Source organism: Streptomyces sp. NRRL F-4489, from assembly GCF_001509485.1.
Lineage (GTDB): Bacteria > Actinomycetota > Actinomycetes > Streptomycetales > Streptomycetaceae > Streptomyces.
Genome location: NZ_LLZI01000253.1, coordinates 21,413 through 38,768 on the forward strand (window position 1 = coordinate 21,413; position 17,356 = coordinate 38,768).

12 protein-coding genes are annotated in these 17,356 nt (G+C 75.5%); 1 reads left to right on the forward strand and 11 read right to left on the reverse strand.

Annotated features, from left to right (window positions below):
• Positions 1-191: 191 nt before the first annotated feature.
• The 3 genes from ADL22_RS25610 to ADL22_RS25620 form a co-directional block, all read right to left on the reverse strand.
• A complete protein-coding gene (locus tag ADL22_RS25610) occupies positions 192-1,133 on the reverse strand; it encodes an NAD-dependent epimerase/dehydratase family protein (RefSeq protein WP_066984422.1) in 942 nt (313 codons plus the stop codon).
• A gap of 125 nt (positions 1,134-1,258) precedes the next feature.
• The gene (locus ADL22_RS25615) at positions 1,259-2,383 is read right to left on the reverse strand and encodes a rod shape-determining protein (RefSeq protein WP_066984425.1); all 1,125 of its coding nucleotides are present in this window, start codon (positions 2,381-2,383) and stop codon (positions 1,259-1,261) included.
• A 162-nt stretch (positions 2,384-2,545) separates the two neighbouring features.
• Positions 2,546-4,624, reverse strand: a complete 2,079-nt coding sequence (locus tag ADL22_RS25620) for an FUSC family protein (protein ID WP_066984428.1) — start codon at positions 4,622-4,624, stop codon at positions 2,546-2,548.
• A gap of 357 nt (positions 4,625-4,981) precedes the next feature.
• On the opposite strand from ADL22_RS25620, the gene ADL22_RS25625 reads away from it, so the two are divergent.
• Positions 4,982-6,001, forward strand: a complete 1,020-nt coding sequence (locus ADL22_RS25625) for an alpha/beta hydrolase (RefSeq protein ID WP_066984431.1) — start codon at positions 4,982-4,984, stop codon at positions 5,999-6,001.
• 81 nt (positions 6,002-6,082) lie between these two features.
• Here the strand turns inward: ADL22_RS25625 and ADL22_RS25630 are convergent, their stop codons facing one another.
• The 8 genes from ADL22_RS25630 to ADL22_RS25665 form a co-directional block, all read right to left on the reverse strand.
• A complete protein-coding gene (locus tag ADL22_RS25630) occupies positions 6,083-6,595 on the reverse strand; it encodes a hypothetical protein (protein WP_420711599.1) in 513 nt (170 codons plus the stop codon).
• A gap of 126 nt (positions 6,596-6,721) precedes the next feature.
• The gene (locus tag ADL22_RS25635) at positions 6,722-7,582 is read right to left on the reverse strand and encodes an ABC transporter permease (RefSeq protein ID WP_066984437.1); all 861 of its coding nucleotides are present in this window, start codon (positions 7,580-7,582) and stop codon (positions 6,722-6,724) included.
• Positions 7,579-10,296 (reverse strand): alpha/beta fold hydrolase, encoded by a 2,718-nt coding sequence (locus ADL22_RS25640; RefSeq protein WP_066984441.1) that lies wholly within the window; start codon positions 10,294-10,296, stop codon positions 7,579-7,581. Before ADL22_RS25640 ends, ADL22_RS25635 begins: the two co-directional genes overlap by 4 nt.
• Positions 10,297-10,433: 137 nt before the next feature.
• Positions 10,434-11,561: a hypothetical protein gene (locus tag ADL22_RS25645; RefSeq protein ID WP_159048721.1), complete on the reverse strand. Its 1,128-nt coding sequence runs from the start codon at positions 11,559-11,561 to the stop codon at positions 10,434-10,436.
• A gap of 189 nt (positions 11,562-11,750) precedes the next feature.
• Positions 11,751-13,244 (reverse strand): CoA-acylating methylmalonate-semialdehyde dehydrogenase, encoded by a 1,494-nt coding sequence (locus ADL22_RS25650; RefSeq protein WP_066984448.1) that lies wholly within the window; start codon positions 13,242-13,244, stop codon positions 11,751-11,753.
• A 34-nt stretch (positions 13,245-13,278) separates the two neighbouring features.
• Positions 13,279-15,225: a 3D-(3,5/4)-trihydroxycyclohexane-1,2-dione acylhydrolase (decyclizing) gene (iolD, locus tag ADL22_RS25655; protein WP_066984451.1), complete on the reverse strand. Its 1,947-nt coding sequence runs from the start codon at positions 15,223-15,225 to the stop codon at positions 13,279-13,281.
• Positions 15,222-16,199: a 5-deoxy-glucuronate isomerase gene (gene iolB, locus ADL22_RS25660; protein ID WP_066984453.1), complete on the reverse strand. Its 978-nt coding sequence runs from the start codon at positions 16,197-16,199 to the stop codon at positions 15,222-15,224. The genes iolD and iolB overlap by 4 nt, the downstream gene beginning before the upstream one ends.
• Positions 16,200-16,337: 138 nt before the next feature.
• Complete coding sequence (locus ADL22_RS25665) at positions 16,338-17,225, reverse strand: Cgl0159 family (beta/alpha)8-fold protein (RefSeq protein WP_066984462.1); 888 nt, start codon at positions 17,223-17,225, stop codon at positions 16,338-16,340.
• Between the last annotated feature and the right edge of the window lie 131 nt (positions 17,226-17,356).

Here is a 17,356-nt window from a genome sequence, read left to right on the forward strand (position 1 = left end):
GCGCGCCCCGGCCGCTCCCCTCGCTCCGTACGCGGGGCAGGCTCCGCGCCCACCGCACCCATTGAACCCACTGCTTCCCTTGCCCTCTGCCCTGTGAACGACCCCCAGTTCCCCCTGCTCCCCCGCAATTCCCCGTATCCCGCTATGCGTCAACTACGCCAGAACGCACGGGCGTTGACGCATCACGGACCTCACCCGGCGGTGCCCGTCCGGGCCCGCCACCACTCCACCGTCGCCGTGATCTGCTCCTCGACGGGCGTGGCGCGGACCGCGAACGCGGCCTCGTACGCGCCGGTGTCCACGACGAACGGGCGCGCGAACTGGTAGCGGACCTCCTTCAGTTCGCGCAGCAGCGGCGAGACCAGGCCCGCGAGCCCGAGCACGGCCGGCGGCAGCGGGCGGACCTGGACCGGGCCGGTGCCGGCCTCGGCGGCGAGCCGGTCGACCATCTCCTGGGTGGACAGCGCGGGGGCGGTCGGGGCGTGCCAGGCGCGGCCCCAGGCCCGCTCCTCCCCGGCCACCTCGGCCAGCGCCCGGGCCACGTCGGGGATATAGGTCCAGCTGTGCGGGGCGCGCGGGTCGCCGAGCGCGGAGACCGGCTTGCCGCGCAGCAGCTTGGGCATGACCCGGTCGGCCAGATGCCCGCCGCCGGTCACGCCGGGCCCGAAGAAGTCCGAGGCCCGCAGCTCGACCGCGCGGATCCGGCCCTGCTCGTGCAGCGCGCGGGCCTGCTCCCAGGCGGCGGCCCGCACCCGGCCCTTGGGGCCGGTCGCGGCGAGCGGCAGGTCCTCGGTCAGCGGGCCGTCCACCGGGCCGTAGCCGTAGAGGTTGCCCAGCATGACCAGGACGGCGCCGGTGGCCTCGGCCGCCGCGCACGCGGACGCGGACAGCGCCGGCCATTCGGCGGCCCAGCGGGGGTACGGCGGCGCGCCGCAGCTGAAGAGCGCGTCCGCGCCGCGGGCGGCCTCGGTCAGCCGCCCGCTGTCCGCGGCGTCCAGCGCGAGGTGCTCGATACCGGGCTCGGGGCTCCGGCCCGACCTGGTGACGACCCGTACGGTGTGGCCCTGGCCGGCCAGCAGCCGGGCGGTGGCGGCCCCGGCGGGCCCGTATCCGATCACGACGTAAAGACTCACGCGCGCACACTAACCCGGCCGTGCGAACGCGCTGCCCGGTATGAGCCACCGGGCGGCGGACGGGCCCCGGGGCGGCGATCCGGGCCGCCCGCCGCGGCTCGCGGAACGCCCGACCCGGGGCTCGGCTACAGCCGGACCGCCTTGCGCGGCTCGGACTTGGCGCCCGTGAGCAGCCCGTGCAGGGTGGCGAACTCGTCCACGCACTTGGCGGTGCCGTTGACCACGCAGTCCAGGGGCGCGTCGGCGACCATGACCGGGACGCCCATCTCCTGGCGCAGGCGGCGGTCCAGGCCGCGGAGCAGGGCGCCGCCGCCGGTCAGCGCGATGCCCCGTTCGATGATGTCGCCGGACAGCTCCGGCGGGCACTCGTCGAGGGTGCGGTGGACGGCGCGGACGATGGCCTCGACCGGTTCGGCGAGGGCGCCGCGGATCTCCTCGGCGGTGATCTCCTGGAGGCGGGGCAGACCGCTGAGGTGGTCGCGGCCGCGGACGGTGTAGGAGTGGGCGGCCGGGGCGGCGTCCGCGCCGTCGCCGGGCGCCGCCTCGTCCTCCGGGTCGGGGAAGGCGTCGGCGAACGGGGCGTCGGGGGACCAGGCCGCCGAGCCGATGGCGATCTTGATGTCCTCGGCGGTGCGCTCGCCGATCGCCAGCCCGTGCTCCTTCTTGATGTACGCGGCGATCGCGGCGTCCATGGCGTCGCCGGCGACCCGGACGGACTGGGCGGTGACCAGGCCGCCCATGGAGACCACGGCGACCTCGGTGGTGCCGCCGCCGATGTCCACGACCATGCAGCCGACCGGTTCGTCCACCGGCAGGCCGGCGCCGATCGCGGCGGCCATCGGCTCCTCGATGAGATGCACCTCGCGGGCGCCGGCGCCGCGCGCGGAGTCGATGACGGCGCGCCGCTCGACACCGGTGATGCCGGACGGGACGCAGATGACGACGCGGGGGCGGGAGAAGCGGCGGCTGGGCAGGGCCTTCTTCATCAGGGCGCGCAGCATCTGCTCGGCCGCGTCGAAGTCGGCGATGACGCCCTCCCGCAGGGGCCGCATCGCGGTGATGCCGGAGGGGGTGCGGCCGATGGTGCGCTTGGCCTCCGAGCCGACGGCGACGACCTCGCCGGCGGCGTTCACCGCGACCACGGACGGTTCGTTCAGCACCACGCCTTTGCCGCGGGCGTAGACGAGGGTGTTGGCGGTGCCGAGGTCGATGCCTATGTCGTACGTTCCGGACGAAGTGCTGGACGCCATGGGGAGTTCGTTTGCTCTCTCTCGGGAGGACAGTGCGCCGCAGGGGCCGCCATTGACCCACCATGACGGCAATTGCGGGCAATTATCTAGACTACTGGGGGTGGTGAATGGTTCCTGCGGTGGTGCGGACGGAGCGCCGGGGCACCGGGGAGCGGACGGGGATCACGGGTCGGGGCCGGGGCTCGCGGGCAGCGCGTCGGTGAGGTCGTCCAGCGCGTCCAGGAGCAGCCCGGCGGCGCGCACGGCCACTCCCCCTTGTCCGTCCTCGGCCTGCCAGCGCTCCCAGACGGCGCGCGGGCCGCTCCAGTCCGGGCGGGCGCCCTCGCGGACCGCGCCGGCGGCCCGGTCGAGCGCGGGGCGCAGCGCCTCGGCGAACGCGGCGGCGCCCGGCGAGGGTTCGGCGTCCTTCTCCGGCAGATGCGCCTCCAGGATCATGGTGACCCGGCCCATCGCGGCGAGCGCGCCGCCCGCGGCGTGCGCGGCCCCCAGCGACAGGCCGCGGTGCCGGACCGGCTCCTTCTCGGCGCGGGCCTCGCTGGTCTCCCAGGCGGCGCGGGCCGCGCGGGCGTCGAGCAGCGCCTCGCGGACCTGCCGGGGGCGGCGGTCGGCGGGCCGGGCGTAGCCGTCGCAGACCGCCAGCGCGTACCGGCCGTTGGCCGCGAGCCAGTCGGCGAGGCGGTCGCGGAGCCTGGGCGTCTCCCAGGCCGGGAACAGCGCGTACGAGAACATCGCCAGCGCACCGCCGAGGAGGGTGAGCACCACCCGCTCCTCCACGGTCTGCTCCCAGCCGGCGCCCGCGATGCCCAGCAGGAAGACGACGTACGCGGCGACACAGGCGGAGGTAACGGAGAATCCGGTGCGCATCAGCAGGTACATCAGGAAGACGCAGACCACGGCGAGGGCGGCGCTGACGGCGGGCGCCGGGTGGGTCAGCGCCATCAGGCCGCCGCCGACCGCGACCCCGACCACCGTGCCGGCGAAACGGGCCACACCGCGCGCGTACGTCTGCGCGAAGTCGGGGCGCATCACCATGACGGCGGCGAGCGGCGCCCAGTAGCCGTGGCCGAACGGGAGGGCGGTGCCCAGGAGGTAGCCGGCGGCGGCGACCGCGGCGACCCGGAGGGCGTGCCGGAAGATGTGCGAGGACCAGCGGGCCTCGCGGTGCAGGGAGCGCAGCGCGACCGGGACGAGCCGGGGGACGCTGGGGCGCAGCAGGTGGCCGCGTTCGGCCTCGGTGGTGGGGCGGGTGGCCTCGACGGGCTCGTCGGCCAGTTCGACGGCGTCGGCGAGCAGCGAGATCAGGCGGTAGGCGGTGCGGCGGGCGGGGCCGCTGAGCATCGGGCCGGTGGCCGGGACCTCCAGGGCGGCCATCGCCTCCGGGGGCAGCCGGACCGGCCGCGCGTACCGGACGGCGTGCGCGACGGCGTCCAGGACGGTGCCGGCGGCGGCGAGGAGCTCCCGGACCCGGTCGCGTTCGGGTCCCTCCACCGGGGCGCCGACGACCGGGTCGGCCAGGGAGGCCAGGACCGGGCGGACCCGTTCGGCCACCCCGCGCGGGCCGTGCAGCTGGGCCGGGCGGCGCCGGGCCTGGCGGCGGGTCACCGTGGAGGCGGCGCGGGCGTGCATCAGCGGCGCGGGGTCGAAGGGCGCGACCGGGTCGTGGCGCAGCCGGCGGGCGTAGTCGGCCTCGGCGGCCAGCGCGTCGGCGAGCGCGTCCCGCTGGATCCCCCAGGGGCGCACCGGGAACAGCACGGTCAGGGTCGCCTGGACCAGCCCGCCGAAGGCGATCAGCGCGGCGTGCTCCAGGGCGCCGGCCACGGACGTCGGGAGGGTGACGGTGACCAGCATGATCGCCACGGTCTGGGTGCCGGCCAGCCCCGACACCGGCCCGATCGCCCAGGCCATCCCGGCCAGGAACGTCCAGCCGGTGAGCAGTACGACGAACCCGAGGACGTGCGCGGCGGCCAGATAGCCGAGGAAGGTGGAGACCGCGAGCGCCCCGGCGACGGCCAGGGCCAGCACCGGGCGGGGCCGCATACTGCGCTGGAAGGTGACGATCCCGGAGGAGAACGCGCCGAAGGCGGAGGAGACCGCGAGGGCCGGGCTGCCGCGCCACAGGCAGAGCCCGATGACGAGGGCGACGCCGGCCGTGCCGCGGATGGCGACCAGCGGGGTGAGTTTGGCGCGCTCGACGGTCAGCCCGGAGCGGGCGGCTTCCTTCAGCGCACGCGACCAGCTCATAGCCAGAGGATACGGGCCGGTGGCCGGGCTTCCGGGGCGCCGGGCGGAGGCGCCGCACGGCCACCCGGGCGGGCCGCGGGCGCGCCCCGGGAGCGGGGGCGCATCCGGGTGGCCGGGGCGCCGGGCGGGGGCGCGCAGGGGGCCATCTGGCGTCAGCGGACGCGCCCCCAGCGGGAAAATCACGGTAAACCGGTTCTCCGTTGACCGTAAACACCCCAGGTCAGAGGCGGATGGCGGCATCCGGGCGCGGCCGGTGCGAGGAAGCGGACACCCGGACGGGGAAACCTGTCCCCGCCCTGTCCCCTCTTGCTGGCCGGCCGGGACAACTCCCGGCCTGTCCGCCAAGGAGAAGGTCCCGTGCGCAAATCCCTCTTCACACCGGTGATCGCGTTGATCGCCCTGACCGTGCTCGGCGCGACGGCGGGCTGCGGCACGAGCGACGACCAGGGCGCGCCGGTACGGTTCAGCGGCCCCCGGACGGGCGCCGCGATGCAGACCGCGCCGGCCGGGAAGAACTCGCTGGTGCAGATGCCCACCCACCCGATCAGCTTCCAGGAGACCAGCCGGGTCGGGGGAGCCGGCGGGAACACCCCGATAGCCGTGACCACCTACCACGGGAAGAAGTCCGGCTTCACCGGCAAGGTCTGGGTCTGGGCGCCGCCGGAGTACTACGAGAAGCAGAACGCGAACAAGGGCTTCCCGGTCATGGAGGCGCTGCCCGGCGCCTACGGCTACCCGGTCAACTACTGGATCGGTTCCGACCTGAAGCTGGAGGAGTCCCTCGCGGCCTGGTCGAAGGCCGGTAAGAGCCTGCCCTTCATCGTCGTCATGCCGGTGCTCAACCCGAACGACAAGCAGTACTACGACGGCAGCGACATCCCCGGCCAGCCGAAGATCGGCACCTGGCTGGCGAAGGACGTGCCCGACCTGGTGCGGGAGAACTTCCGCACCCTGAAGACCCGGAACGCCTGGTGCATCATGGGCTCCTCGTCCGGCGGCTTCTCGGCGCTGAAGAACGTCCTGCAGAACCCCAAGGACTTCAAGGTCGCCATCCCGAACGGCCCGGACATCGTGCCGGACTCCCCGCTGTGGCGCGGCCACCTGTCGGCGATGCGGGCGAACAACCCCGAGGTGCTGGCCAAGCGGCTGATCGCCCGCGGCGGCCCGGACGTCTACCTGGCCTTCCAGGACGGCTCCAAGGAGAACACCGTGCTGCCGAAGGTGCGGAAGTTCATCGCGCAGTACGGCCGCGGGCCGGTGAAGACGCGGCTGCAGATCGTGCCGAACGGTACGCACAGCGGCGCCACCTACGTCCAGGGCCTGGGCATGGGCACCATGCAGTGGGTCAGCGCCCATATGCAGGGGCCGACCGGCTGAGCCGGGACCGGCCGTGGGGCGGCCGCCGCGGGATCGGTTTCCGCGGCGGCCGCCCCCTGTGTTTCCTGCGGTCAAGTCGGGTTACGACCCGCAGTCGACGTCCTGGAGGACGATCGGGCGGGACTCCAGGCCGACGTAGGCGGTGAAGTGGCGCCGGGTGCCGTCGCCCCAGGAGGTGGTGACGGTGGCCCAGCCGACCGCCGCGGACTGGGCGGTGGTCACCGGGCCGACGCTGATCGCGCGCGGGGTGTTCTGGGCGCAGAGCAGCAGGTCGTAGCCCTCGGTGTGGTCGGCGCGGTCCTTGAGGTAGGCGGAGACCTGGTGCCTGCGCTGGTACGGGGACGGGCCGTGCTGCCCGTAGAAGCGGGTCAGGAAGCGGTGGATCTCGGCGGCGGTGTGGCGGCCGTTCGGGTCGGTGCGGAGAGTGGGTGCGGCCTGCGGTGTGGCCGCCGTGGCCGGTCCGGCGGTGGCGAGGGCCAGGCCGAGGGCCGCGGCCCCGGCGGCCACGGCGCGGGCGGTACGCGACGAAACCGTACGCGACGTCCGTGGTGTGCGTGGCGTACGGGGCGTAGGTGACGAAGTGGTACGGGACATGGCGGGTCCTCCCCCTTCGGGCGTTCGTACCGGGTCAGACATGCCGCCGCCGGGAACGGTTGCGGTGCCCGGCCTGTGGACGGATGTCCGGTTCCGTCCCGGGCCGGGCAGGTGGCGACCCGGCCGTTACGACACCACGTCCTTGCGGGCGAAGCCGCGGAAGGCCAGCGCGGTCAGCACCAGCGCGTAGGACACCGACACCGAGGCGCCCTGGATCATGCCGGTCCACTCCACGCGCGGCTGGAGCGCGTCCGCCCAGGCGTACTGCCAGTGCGCGGGCAGCGCGGCCCGCCAGCCGCCGAGCGCGGTGACCTGGTCCAGGACGTTGCCGACGATGGTCAGGCCGACCGCCCCGCCGACCGCGCCCAGCGGGGCGTCGGTGACCGTCGACAGCCAGAACGCCAGCGCCGCGGTGACCAGCTGGCTGACGAAGACGTAGCCGGCGACCACCGCCAGCCGCAGCACCGCGTCACCCGGGTCCAGCGCGCCCCCGGTGGGCAGTTGCAGCGGCCCCCAGCCGTACGCGGCGGTGCCCACGGCCAGCGCGACCAGCGGCAGCAGCGCGATCGCGGCGGCGCTGAACACCAGCGCCACGGTCAGCTTGCTCAGCAGCAGCCGGGCCCGCGGCACCGGCGCGGCCAGCAGATAGCGCAGCGACGCCCAGCTCGCCTCCGAGGCCACCGTGTCGCCGCAGAACAGGGCGACCGGCACCACCAGCAGGAAGCCGGCCGAGACGAACAGCGCGGTGGCCGCGAGGTTGGCGCCGGACGCGGTGGCGGTGGCCATGAGGTTGATCCGGCCGGGGGTGCGGGTGCCCGGGTCGCCGCCGATGGCGAACGCGGTGACCAGCACGAACGGCAGCAGCACCAGGATCGCGGCGATCACCAGGGTGCGGCGGCGGCGCAGCTGGCGGCGGGCCTCGACGCGCAGCGGCAGGGTGCGGCGGGCGCGGTAGCCGGGCGCCGCCGCCGGGGTGGTGGCGGTCATCGTGCGTCGTCTCCGATCAGGGTGAGGAAGGCGTCCTCCAGGCGGCGGTGCGGGCCGACGCGGTGCACCGGCACGTCCAGCCGGACCAGTTCGGCCAGCAGCCGCGGGGTGCCGTCCGGGTCGGTGAGCCGGACCAGCAGGCCGTCGTCGGCGCGGACCGCGGAGGCCACGCCGGGCAGCGCGCCGGCCTTCTCCAGCAGCGCGTCCGGCAGCGCGGTGCCCTCGGGGACGCCGATGAGCACGGTGTCGCCGGAGCCCACCACGTCCGCCACCGGCCCGGCCTCGACCAGCCGGCCGCGGTCCATGACGACCAGGTGGGTGCAGCTCTGCTCCACCTCGGACAGCAGATGGCTGGAGACGATGACGGTGCGGCCGTCCGCGGCGTAGCGGATCATCACCTCGCGCATCGCGCGGATCTGCGGCGGGTCCAGGCCGTTGGTCGGCTCGTCGAGGATGAGCAGGTCGGGCAGGCCGAGCATGGCCTGGGCGAGGGCCAGGCGCTGGCGCATGCCCTGGGAATAGGTGCGCACCGCGCGGTCCAGGGCGTCGCCCAGACCGGCGATCTCCAGGGCCTCCTCGGTGTGCGCGTCGGCGGCCGGGCGGCCGGTCGCCTGCCAGTACAGGTCGAGGTTGGCGCGCCCGGACAGGTGCGGCAGGAATCCGGCGCCCTCCACGAACGCGCCGACCCGGGACAGCACCGGCGCGCCCGGCCGGACCGCCTGGCCGAAGACCCGGATCTCGCCGCCGTCCGGGCGGATCAGGCCCATCAGCATCCGCAGGGTGGTGGTCTTGCCGGCGCCGTTCGGGCCGAGCAGGCCGAGCACCTGGCCGCGTTCGACCCGGAAGGACAGGTCGCGTACGGCGTAGCGGTCGGCGGACTTGGCGTACCGCTTGGTCAGGCCGGTGATCTCCAGCGGTACGTCGGCCAGGGCCGGGTCGGGGGCGGGGGCGGCGGTGCGGCGGCGGGCGGTGAGCAGCAGCAGCGCGGCGGCCACCGCGGCGGCCGCGGGCAGCGCCCAGGTCCACGCGGGCAGCGGCGCGGCGGTGGCGCGCACCTCCGGCGCGGTGGGCACGGCGAGGTCCGGGGCGGCCAGGGACACGGTGTAGGTGGCGGGCCGGACCGGGGTGGCGTAGCCGAGGTCGGTGGCGGACAGCACCAGCCGCAGCCGGTGCCCGGCGGCGAACTCGTGGTCCACGGCCGGGAGTTGGAGCCGTACGGTGCGGCCGTCGCCGGCCCCCTCGACGCGGTACGGGGTGACCAGCTGGGACGGCAGGGTCTGGCGGCGGCCGTCCGGCGCGACGTCGTAGAGCTTGGCGAAGACCACCGCGTCCGGGGAGGTGGCGCGGATCCGCACGGTGGCGGTGGGGCTGCCGGTGAGGTGGACGGGGGTGCGCAGCGGCGCCGAGTCGAAGTGCGCGTACTGGCCGGGGAAGTCCAGGGCGAGGCCGCCGGCGCCGAGCGCGGAGAGGTCGCCGAGGGCGCCCGCGCCGGGGACGGCGGAGAGGGCGGGCGGGGCGGCGCCGGCGGGGTTGGCGAACCGCTGCTCCCGGCCGGTCAGCGGGATCCGGCGGGGGTCGTGGTCCAGGCCCGGGTAGCGGTCGGCGCTCGCGCCGGCCAGCCGCAGGGTGCCGGCGGTGGAGTCCACGCCGCCGGTGCGGCTGATGCGGAACGCGGGCCCGGTGGCGGCGTTCCGGTCGCCCTTCAGATAGCGGTCGAACCACGCGGTGGTGCGGGCGTTGGTGCGCGCGGTCTCCCGGTCGCCGCCGTCGTGGCCGCCGGCGATCCAGTCGACGGCGACCGGCGCGCCGTTGCGCCGGAGCGCGGTGGCCATCGCGTCGGCCTGGCCGAGCGGGAAGAGCGAGTCGGTCTGGCCCTGCGTGATCAGGGTCGGGACCTTGATGCGGTCGGCGACGGCGGAGGGGCTGCGGGCCGCCAGCACCCGGCGGGCCGCCGCGTCCGGGACGCCGCTGACCGCGACCCGTTCGTACAGGGCGCACAGCGCGGGCTCGAAGCGACCGCAGCCGCCGGGCGGCGAGCTGTCGGCGGAGGGGGCGCTTCCGGCGGACGGCGCACCGGTGGCGGACCCGGCCGACCCGGTGGTGAAGAAGATGCCGGCCCACAGCTTCTTGAACACGCCGTTGGGGAACAGCGCGTCGGCGAGGTTCCAGTACGTGATCTGCGGGGCGATGGCGTCCACCCGCGGGTCGTGGCCGGCGGCCAGCAGCGCGAGCGCGCCGCCGTACGAGGCGCCGGCCACGCCGACGCGCGGATCGCCGGGCCGGTCGAGCCGGACCTCGGGCCGCTTGGCGAGCCAGTCGATCAGGCGGCGGACGTCGGCGACCTCGCCGTCCGGGTCGTTCAGCCCGATCCGGCCGGTGGAGCGGCCGAAGCCGCGCGCGGACCAGGTCAGCACCGCGTAGCCGTCCCGGGCCAACTGCTCGGCCTCACCGCGGACATCGGCCTTGCTGCCGCCGAAGCCGTGGCCGAGCAGGACCGCGGGGCGCCGCCCGGGGGCGCCGGCGGTGAAGAACGAGGTGTCGATCCGCACCGTCCCCGGCCCGCCGGGCGCCTCGGGCATCGTCAGGACGCGGTCCTCGCGGTGCATCGCGGGCGGCGCGTCGGGGGCGGCGGCCGCCCAGGTGCCGCCCCCTATGAGGAGGGCCAGCGCGCCCGCGGCGGCGGCGAGCCGGCGCCCGCGCAGTCGGAGATCCATGGCTGAATCCTAGGGACCGGGCCGGGCGCGCCGCCCCGTCCGCCGGGTGGAGAGCGCCGCCCTCCCGGCGCAGTAGCCCCGCCCGGTGGCGTACCACCGGCGCGGTACGGCCGGGCGCCGGGGCCGGCTCGCGGCGGTCAGTACTGCGGCGGGCCGTAACCCCCGTACGGCGCCTGCGGGTTGGCCGGCGGGGCGGGCGGGAACGGCGGGGCGCCGGCCGGGGGCGCGGGCGGCGGGCCGGGCGGCTGCCAGCCGGCCGGGGGCGCGGGCGCGGGGCCCGGGACGAAGCCGGGGGCGGCGAACGCTACGGCCGGGGACGGCGGCTGCCAGGCCGGTGCGACCGGCTCACCGCGGGCCATCAGCGCGCACAGCGCCACCGACCCGAGCAGGTCGAGCAGCAGCTGGGTGTGGCTGATGAGGACCGCGCCCGGCATGGGGCCGGCGGTCCGGAAGAGGCTGCCGGTGCTCAGGAGGGTGATGAACGCCAGGACGGCGTTCGGCAGCAGGGCGAGGGCCAGGCCGAAGGACAGGCCGCGGGCCGCGCTGCCGCGGATCAGGGCGTTCAGACCGGCGATGCCGGTCAGCGCCATGAACACCAGCGCGTACCAGCCGCCGGCCAGCGACAGCAGCGTGGACAGCGAGCCCTTGCCGAGGTAGAGCATCTGCGGGGCGGAACTCCCGCCCTGCACCAGCATGTAGACCTGCCAGACCGCGTAGCCCAGCGCCATCGCGCCGAGCAGCAGCCCGCCGATCACACCGGCGGCCTTGGCGGGCCGGGCGGGCGGGGTGCTGGGCCGGGCGCGCGGCCAGGAGCGGTTCCCGGCGAGCAGCACCACCGCGGCGACCAGGGTCAGCAGGAACAGCGGCAGGCTGCTGAGGAAGACCCCGTCGAAGGTGGCCGTGCCGGTCTCGGCGTTCCGGAACCAGCGGTCGTCGCTGGTGTGGTTGCCGACGCTGATCAGGGCCTGGAGGGCGGTGGCGAAGGTGGCGGCGGTGGCGACGGCCATCAGGCCGCCGGCCGAGCGGCGGCCGGCGAACGCCGCGCCGGCCGCGGTGAGCTGGAGCAGGCAGAAGCCCAGCTGGACGGGGTCGGTGACCTCGTTGGTGCCCGGCGGCCGGCTGCCGGCCCAGCTGTCCCACAGCCCGACGAGACCGAACGCGCCGATGTCGGCCACGATCCAGTACGCCGTCCACAGGAAGAACAGCAGGCAGAGTATGCCGCCGGTGATCCGCGCGCCCTTGGCCAGCGCCATGCCGTGTGCCATCCGTGCCCCCGTCGTGTCGGTGCCGCGGCGGTCATCCGCCCGCCGCGCGAGGAGCACCGTAGCAACGCGGTGCGGCGGGGTCTGCCCCCGGGAGGCGCGGACGTCCCCGCCGGCCGGGGCCGGTGGGGACGTCCGCGACGGCCGCGCCCGTGAGGGGGGCGCGCCGTCGGTCCGGAACCCGGCGCTCCGTCAGTGGTTGCGCGGGAAGCCGAGGTTGATGCCGCCGTCGGCGGGGTCGGGCCAGCGGGTGGTGACGACCTTGCCGCGGGTGTAGAAGTGCACGCCGTCGTTGCCGTAGATGTGGTGGTCGCCGAAGAGGGAGTCCTTCCAGCCGCCGAAGGAGTGGTAGCCCACCGGGACGGGGATCGGGACGTTGACGCCGACCATGCCGGCCTCGACCTCCAGCTGGAAGCGGCGGGCGGCGCCGCCGTCCCGGGTGAAGATGGCGGTGCCGTTGCCCCACGGCGAGGAGTTCATCAGCTCGATGGCCTGCTCGTAGGTCTCCACGCGGACGACGGAGAGCACCGGGCCGAAGATCTCGTCGCGGTAGGCGTCCATCTCGGGGGTGACGTTGTCGAGCAGCGAGACGCCGATCCAGTGGCCGTTCTCGTGGCCCTCGACGGTGTAGCCGGTGCCGTCGATGACGACGTCGGCGCCCTGGGCGGCGGCGCCGGTGACGTACGAGGCGACCTTGTCGCGGTGGGCCTTGGTGATCAGCGGGCCCATCTCGGAGGCCGGGTCGTCGCCGGGGCCGATGCGCAGCTTGTCGGCGCGCTCCTTGATCTTGCCGATCAGCGGGTCGGCGGTCTCGCCGACCGCGACGACCACGGAGATCGCCATGCAGCGCTCGCCGGCCGAGCCGTACGCGGCGTTGATCGCGGAGTCGGCGGCCAGGTCGAGGTCGGCGTCGGGCAGGACCAGCATGTGGTTCTTGGCGCCGCCCAGCGCCTGGACGCGCTTGCCGTTCGCCGTACCGGTGGTGTGGATGTACTTGGCGATCGGGGTGGAGCCGACGAAGGAGACGGCGGCCACGTCCGGGTGCTCCAGCAGGGCGTCGACGGCCACCTTGTCGCCGTTGACGATGTTCAGCACGCCGTCGGGCAGGCCCGCCTCGGCGGCCAGCTCGGCGAGCTTGAACGCGGCGCTGGGGACCTTCTCGCTGGGCTTGAGGACGAAGGTGTTGCCGCAGGCGATGGCGAGCGGGAACATCCACATCGGCACCATGGCCGGGAAGTTGAACGGCGTGATGCCGGCGACCACGCCCAGCGACTGGCGGATCGCGGCCACGTCCACCCGCGTCGAGACCTGGGTGGACAGCTCGCCCTTGAGCTTCTCCGGGATGCCGCAGGCCAGCTCGATGATCTCCAGGCCGCGGGCCACCTCGCCGAGCGCGTCGGAGTGCACCTTGCCGTGCTCGGCGGTGATCAGCCGGGCCAGCTCCTCGCGGTGGTCGTCCACCAGGGCGCGGTACTTGAACAGGATCGTGGTGCGCCGGGCCAGCGAGCTGGTGCCCCAGGAGCCGTACGCCTCCTTGGCGGCGCGGACGGCGGCGCCGACCTCCTCGGCGGAGGCGAAGGCGACCTGCTTCTCCTGGGCGCCGGTGGCCGGGTTGTAGACCGGACCGTAGTTGCCGGAGACGCCCTCGACGGGCTTTCCGCCGATCCAGTGGTTGATGGTCTTCATGGCGAGGGGCCTTTCGTGTGCGGCGGAGCGGATGTCAGAGGTGGCGGCGGCGGGCGGCGGCGTGCTCGTCGTACGCCGTGCGCGCGGCGAGCGCCGCCGGACGCGTCGCGGTCTCGGCAACGGGTACATCCCACCAGGCGGCGGCGGGCGGCGCGCCCGGCACAGTGTCAGCCGTTGCGGTCTCGACATAGACACATGTGGGTGTTTTCGCCTCCCTGGCCTCGGCGAGGGCGGCGCGCAGCTCGCCGACGGTGGCGGCGCGCAGCACCCGCATCCCCAGGGACGCGGCGTTCGCGGCGAGGTCCACGGGCAGCGGGGGGCCGGTGTACGTGCCGTCCGCGGCGCGGAAGCGGTAGTCGGTGCCGAACCGCTCGCCGCCGGTCTCCTGGGAGAGGCCGCCGATGGACGCGTAGCCGTGGTTCTGGACGAGGACGACGGTGATGGCGATGCCCTCCTGGACGGCGGTGACGATTTCGGTGGGGTTCATCAAGTACGTACCGTCGCCGACGAGTGCCCACACCGGGCGGTCGGGGGCGGCCATCCGGACGCCGATGGCGGCGGGGATCTCGTAGCCCATGCAGGAGTAGCCGTATTCGAGGTGGTACTGCCTGCGGGACCGGGCGCGCCAGAGTTTGTGCAGGTCACCGGGGAGGGAGCCGGCGGCGTTGAGCACGATGTCGGTGTCGTCGACGAGGGCGTCCAGGACGCCGAGGACCTGCGTCTGGGTGGGCCGGGCGGCCGGGTCGGGGGCCGCGTAGGCGGCGTCCACCTGGCGCTCCCAGTCGGCCTTGGCGGCGGCGTACTCCGCCTCGTAGGCGGCGTCGACGCGGTGCCCTCCGAGCGCCTCGCGCAGGGCGTCGAGGCCGGTGCGGGCGTCGGCGACCAGGGCGAGGGCGCCGAGCTTGTGGGAGTCGAAGGCGGTGATGTTGAGGTTGACGAAGCGGACCGCGGGCTCGGCGAAGAGGGTGGCGGAGGCGGTGGTGAAGTCGGTGTAGCGGGTGCCGACACCGAGGACGAGATCGGCGCGGCGGGCCAGCGCGTCGGCGGTGGCGGTGCCGGTGTGGCCGATGCCGCCGACGTCCGCCGGGTGGTCGTGGCGCAGTGAGCCCTTGCCGGCCTGGGTGGACGCGACGGGGACGCCGGTCGCCTCGGCGAACGCGCGCAGCGCCTCCTCCGCCTCGCTGTGGTGCACCCCGCCGCCCGCGACGATCAGGGGCCGGCGGGCCGCCCGGAGGGCGCGGGCGGCGGCCGCGAGGGCGTCCGGGTCCGGTGCGGGCCGGGGCACCCGCCACACCCGCTCGGCGAAGAACTCCTCCGGCCAGTCGTACGCCTCGGCCTGGACGTCCTGCGGCAGGGCGAGGGTGACGGCGCCGGTCTCCACCGGGTCGGCGAGCACCCGCATGGCCTGGAGGGCGGCCGGGATCAGCGCCTCGGGGCGGGTGATCCGGTCGAAGTAGCGGGAGACCGGGCGGAGCGCGTCGTTGACCGACACATCGCCGGCGCCGACCGCTTCGAGCTGCTGGAGGACCGGGTCGGCGCGGCGGGTGGCGAAGACGTCGCCGGGCAGCAGCAGCACCGGGAGGCGGTTGACGGTGGCGAGCGCGGCGCCGGTGACGAGGTTGGTGGCGCCGGGGCCGATGGAGGTCGTCACGGCCTGGGCGGAGAGGCGGTCGCACTGCCGGGCGTAGCCCACCGCGGCGTGCACCATGGCCTGTTCGTTGCGGCCCTGGAAGAAGGGGAGCTTGGGCGGGGCGCCGGCCTCGCCGGGCGGCGCGGCGCTGCCGGACTCCAGCAGGGCCTGGCCGATCCCGGCGACGTTGCCGTGGCCGAAGATGCCCCAGCAGGCGGCGATCAGCCGGTGCCGGCGGCCGTCCCGCTCGGTGTACTGGCGGGCGAGGAACTCCACCAGGGCCTGGGCGACGGTCAGCCGGCGGGTGCCCGGGGCGGGGCCGGTGCGCGGGGCGCGGGTCGGTGCGGTCATCGCGGGTCTCCTGCCGGTGCGTCGTAGAGGGGGAGCCGGGGGTCGACCGGCTGCTGCGGCCAGGTGGCGCGGATCCAGCCGTGGTCGGGGTGGTCGCAGATCAGCCACTCCCGCTCGCCGGGCCCGGCCATGACGTTGAGGTAGTACATGTCGTGGCCGGGGGCGGCGATGGACGGGCCGTGCCAGCCGTCCGGGATCAGCACCGCGTCGCCGGACCGGACCTCGGCGAGGACGTCCGTACCGCGGCCGCGCCCGGAGGGCGTCACCCGCTGGTAGCCGAGCCCGGCCGTGCCGTGGGCGGCGGCGATCTCGTAGTAGTAGATCTCCTCGAGCTCGGACTCCTCGCCGGGGCGGCACTCGTCGTGCTTGTGCGGCGGGTACGAGGACCAGTTGCCGCCGGGGGTGAGGACCTCGACCGCGATCAGCCGGTCGCAGGGGAACACCCCGGCCGCGCCGAAGTTGTTGACCTGCCGGGAGCAGCTGCCGGCGCCGCGCAGCTCGACGGGGACGCCGGAGGCGGGGCCGTAGCGGGCCGGCAGCCGCCGGGCGCAGCGCGCCCCGGCCAGCGCGAACCGGCCGCCGGCCCGGCTGGAGATCCGCACCCGGGCGTCCCGGGGCACGTAGGCGAAGTCCGTGACGCCGCTGAACACGCTCTCCCGCCCGGCGAGTTCGAAGGTCTCCGCCCGGCCCGCCTCCGCCGTCCCGTCCGGCCCGGTGTCCGCCCCCGGCTCCGGCTCGGCGCGGACCGTGCAGCCGCCGGACAGCGGCAGCACGATCCACTCGCTGTCGCCGGTGGCGAAGGAATGGCCGCCGCCGGGCGGGACGTCGACCACCCGCAGCGAGGAATACCCCCACCCGGCGCGCTCGGGCGCGATGTCGAGGGCGTACGCGCCGCGGGCGGCGGCTCCGGCCCGGATGTGGAATCCGCCGGTCCGCCCCAGCGCCCCGCCGGTCTCTGCGATCTCAGCACTCATGACAGCAAGTCTCCTCCTCGCCACTGACAGTGAAGCTTTCCGGCGGCGCGCGGCCCGGAATCAGGCGGCGGGGCCGGGGCGGGCAAGTCGCCTCACGGGCACGGAATCAGGCCCTCCGCTTCCCGGCCGGCCCGGCCGCTACAGCAGCCCGACCGCCGTGTCCACCGCCGCCGCCACGTCCCCGTCCGCCGGGTACAGCAGCGAGCGGCCGACGACCAGGCCGTGGACGGTCGGCAGGCGCAGCGCCTTGCGCCACTTCTCGTAGACCGCCTCCTGCTCCCGGACCGTGCCGCCGGCGTCCCCGCCGAGCAGCACGGTGGGCAGCGTGGAGGTCTCGCAGACCCGGGCCATCGCGTCGGGGTCGTCGGTGACCGGCAGCTTCAGCCAGGTGTACGCGGAGGTGCCGCCGAGGCCGGAGGCGATGGCGACGGAGCGGGTGACGGCCTCGGGGCTGAGGTCGTTGCGGACCGCGCCGCCGGTGCGCCGGGAGAGGAACGGCTCGACGAAGGTGGGGAGTCGGCGCTCGGCCATCGCGTCGATGGTCCGGGCGGTGGCCTCCAGGGTGGTCAGCGATCCGGCGTCCTCGTAGTCGATGCGCAGCAGCAGCTTGCCGGCGTCGAAGCGGAGCCGGGCGAGGTCCTGCGGGCGGTGGCCGGTGAACCGGTCGTCCATCTCGAACGAGGCGCCCGCCAGGCCGCCCCGGTTCATCGAGCCCATCACCACCTTGCCCTCCAGGGCGCCGAGCAGCAGCAGGTCCTCCAGGATGTCGGCGGTGGCCAGCACTCCGTCGACCCCGGGGCGGGACAGCGCCAGGACCAGCCGTTCGAGCAGGTCGAGCCGGTTGGCCATGGCCTGGGGGCGGTCGCCCACGGCGAGCGCGCCCCGGGCCGGGTGGTCGGCGGCGACGATCATCAGCCGGCCGCGCTCGCCCAGCAGCGGGCGCCGGGCGCGCCGGGCGGCGGCCTCCGCGACGGCTTCGGGGTGCCGGGCCCGCAGCGCCGGGAGGTCACTGATCCGAGGGGACACCACACAACTCACCTTCTTCGGGAGGGGGACGGTCGGGACCCGGGGCGGGGCGGGGCGCTCCCGGGGCGGGGGGGGGCCCCCCCCCGCCCCGCTCCCGGGGCGGGTTCCCGCCCCGGTCCCCCCCCCCCCCC

Excerpts from the sequence above, each read along its gene's own strand:
- ADL22_RS25615 (WP_066984425.1), bottom strand. The coding sequence starts at position 2,383 with ATGGCGTCCAGCACTTCGTCCGGAACGTACGACATAGGCATCGACCTC.
- ADL22_RS25620 (WP_066984428.1), bottom strand. The coding sequence starts at position 4,624 with ATGAGCTGGTCGCGTGCGCTGAAGGAAGCCGCCCGCTCCGGGCTGACC.
- ADL22_RS25630 (WP_420711599.1), bottom strand. The coding sequence starts at position 6,595 with ATGTCCCGTACCACTTCGTCACCTACGCCCCGTACGCCACGCACACCA.
- ADL22_RS25635 (WP_066984437.1), bottom strand. The coding sequence starts at position 7,582 with ATGACCGCCACCACCCCGGCGGCGGCGCCCGGCTACCGCGCCCGCCGC.
- ADL22_RS25640 (WP_066984441.1), bottom strand. The coding sequence starts at position 10,296 with ATGGATCTCCGACTGCGCGGGCGCCGGCTCGCCGCCGCCGCGGGCGCG.
- ADL22_RS25645 (WP_159048721.1), bottom strand. The coding sequence starts at position 11,561 with ATGGCACACGGCATGGCGCTGGCCAAGGGCGCGCGGATCACCGGCGGC.
- ADL22_RS25650 (WP_066984448.1), bottom strand. The coding sequence starts at position 13,244 with ATGAAGACCATCAACCACTGGATCGGCGGAAAGCCCGTCGAGGGCGTC.
- iolD (WP_066984451.1), bottom strand. The coding sequence starts at position 15,225 with ATGACCGCACCGACCCGCGCCCCGCGCACCGGCCCCGCCCCGGGCACC.
- iolB (WP_066984453.1), bottom strand. The coding sequence starts at position 16,199 with ATGAGTGCTGAGATCGCAGAGACCGGCGGGGCGCTGGGGCGGACCGGC.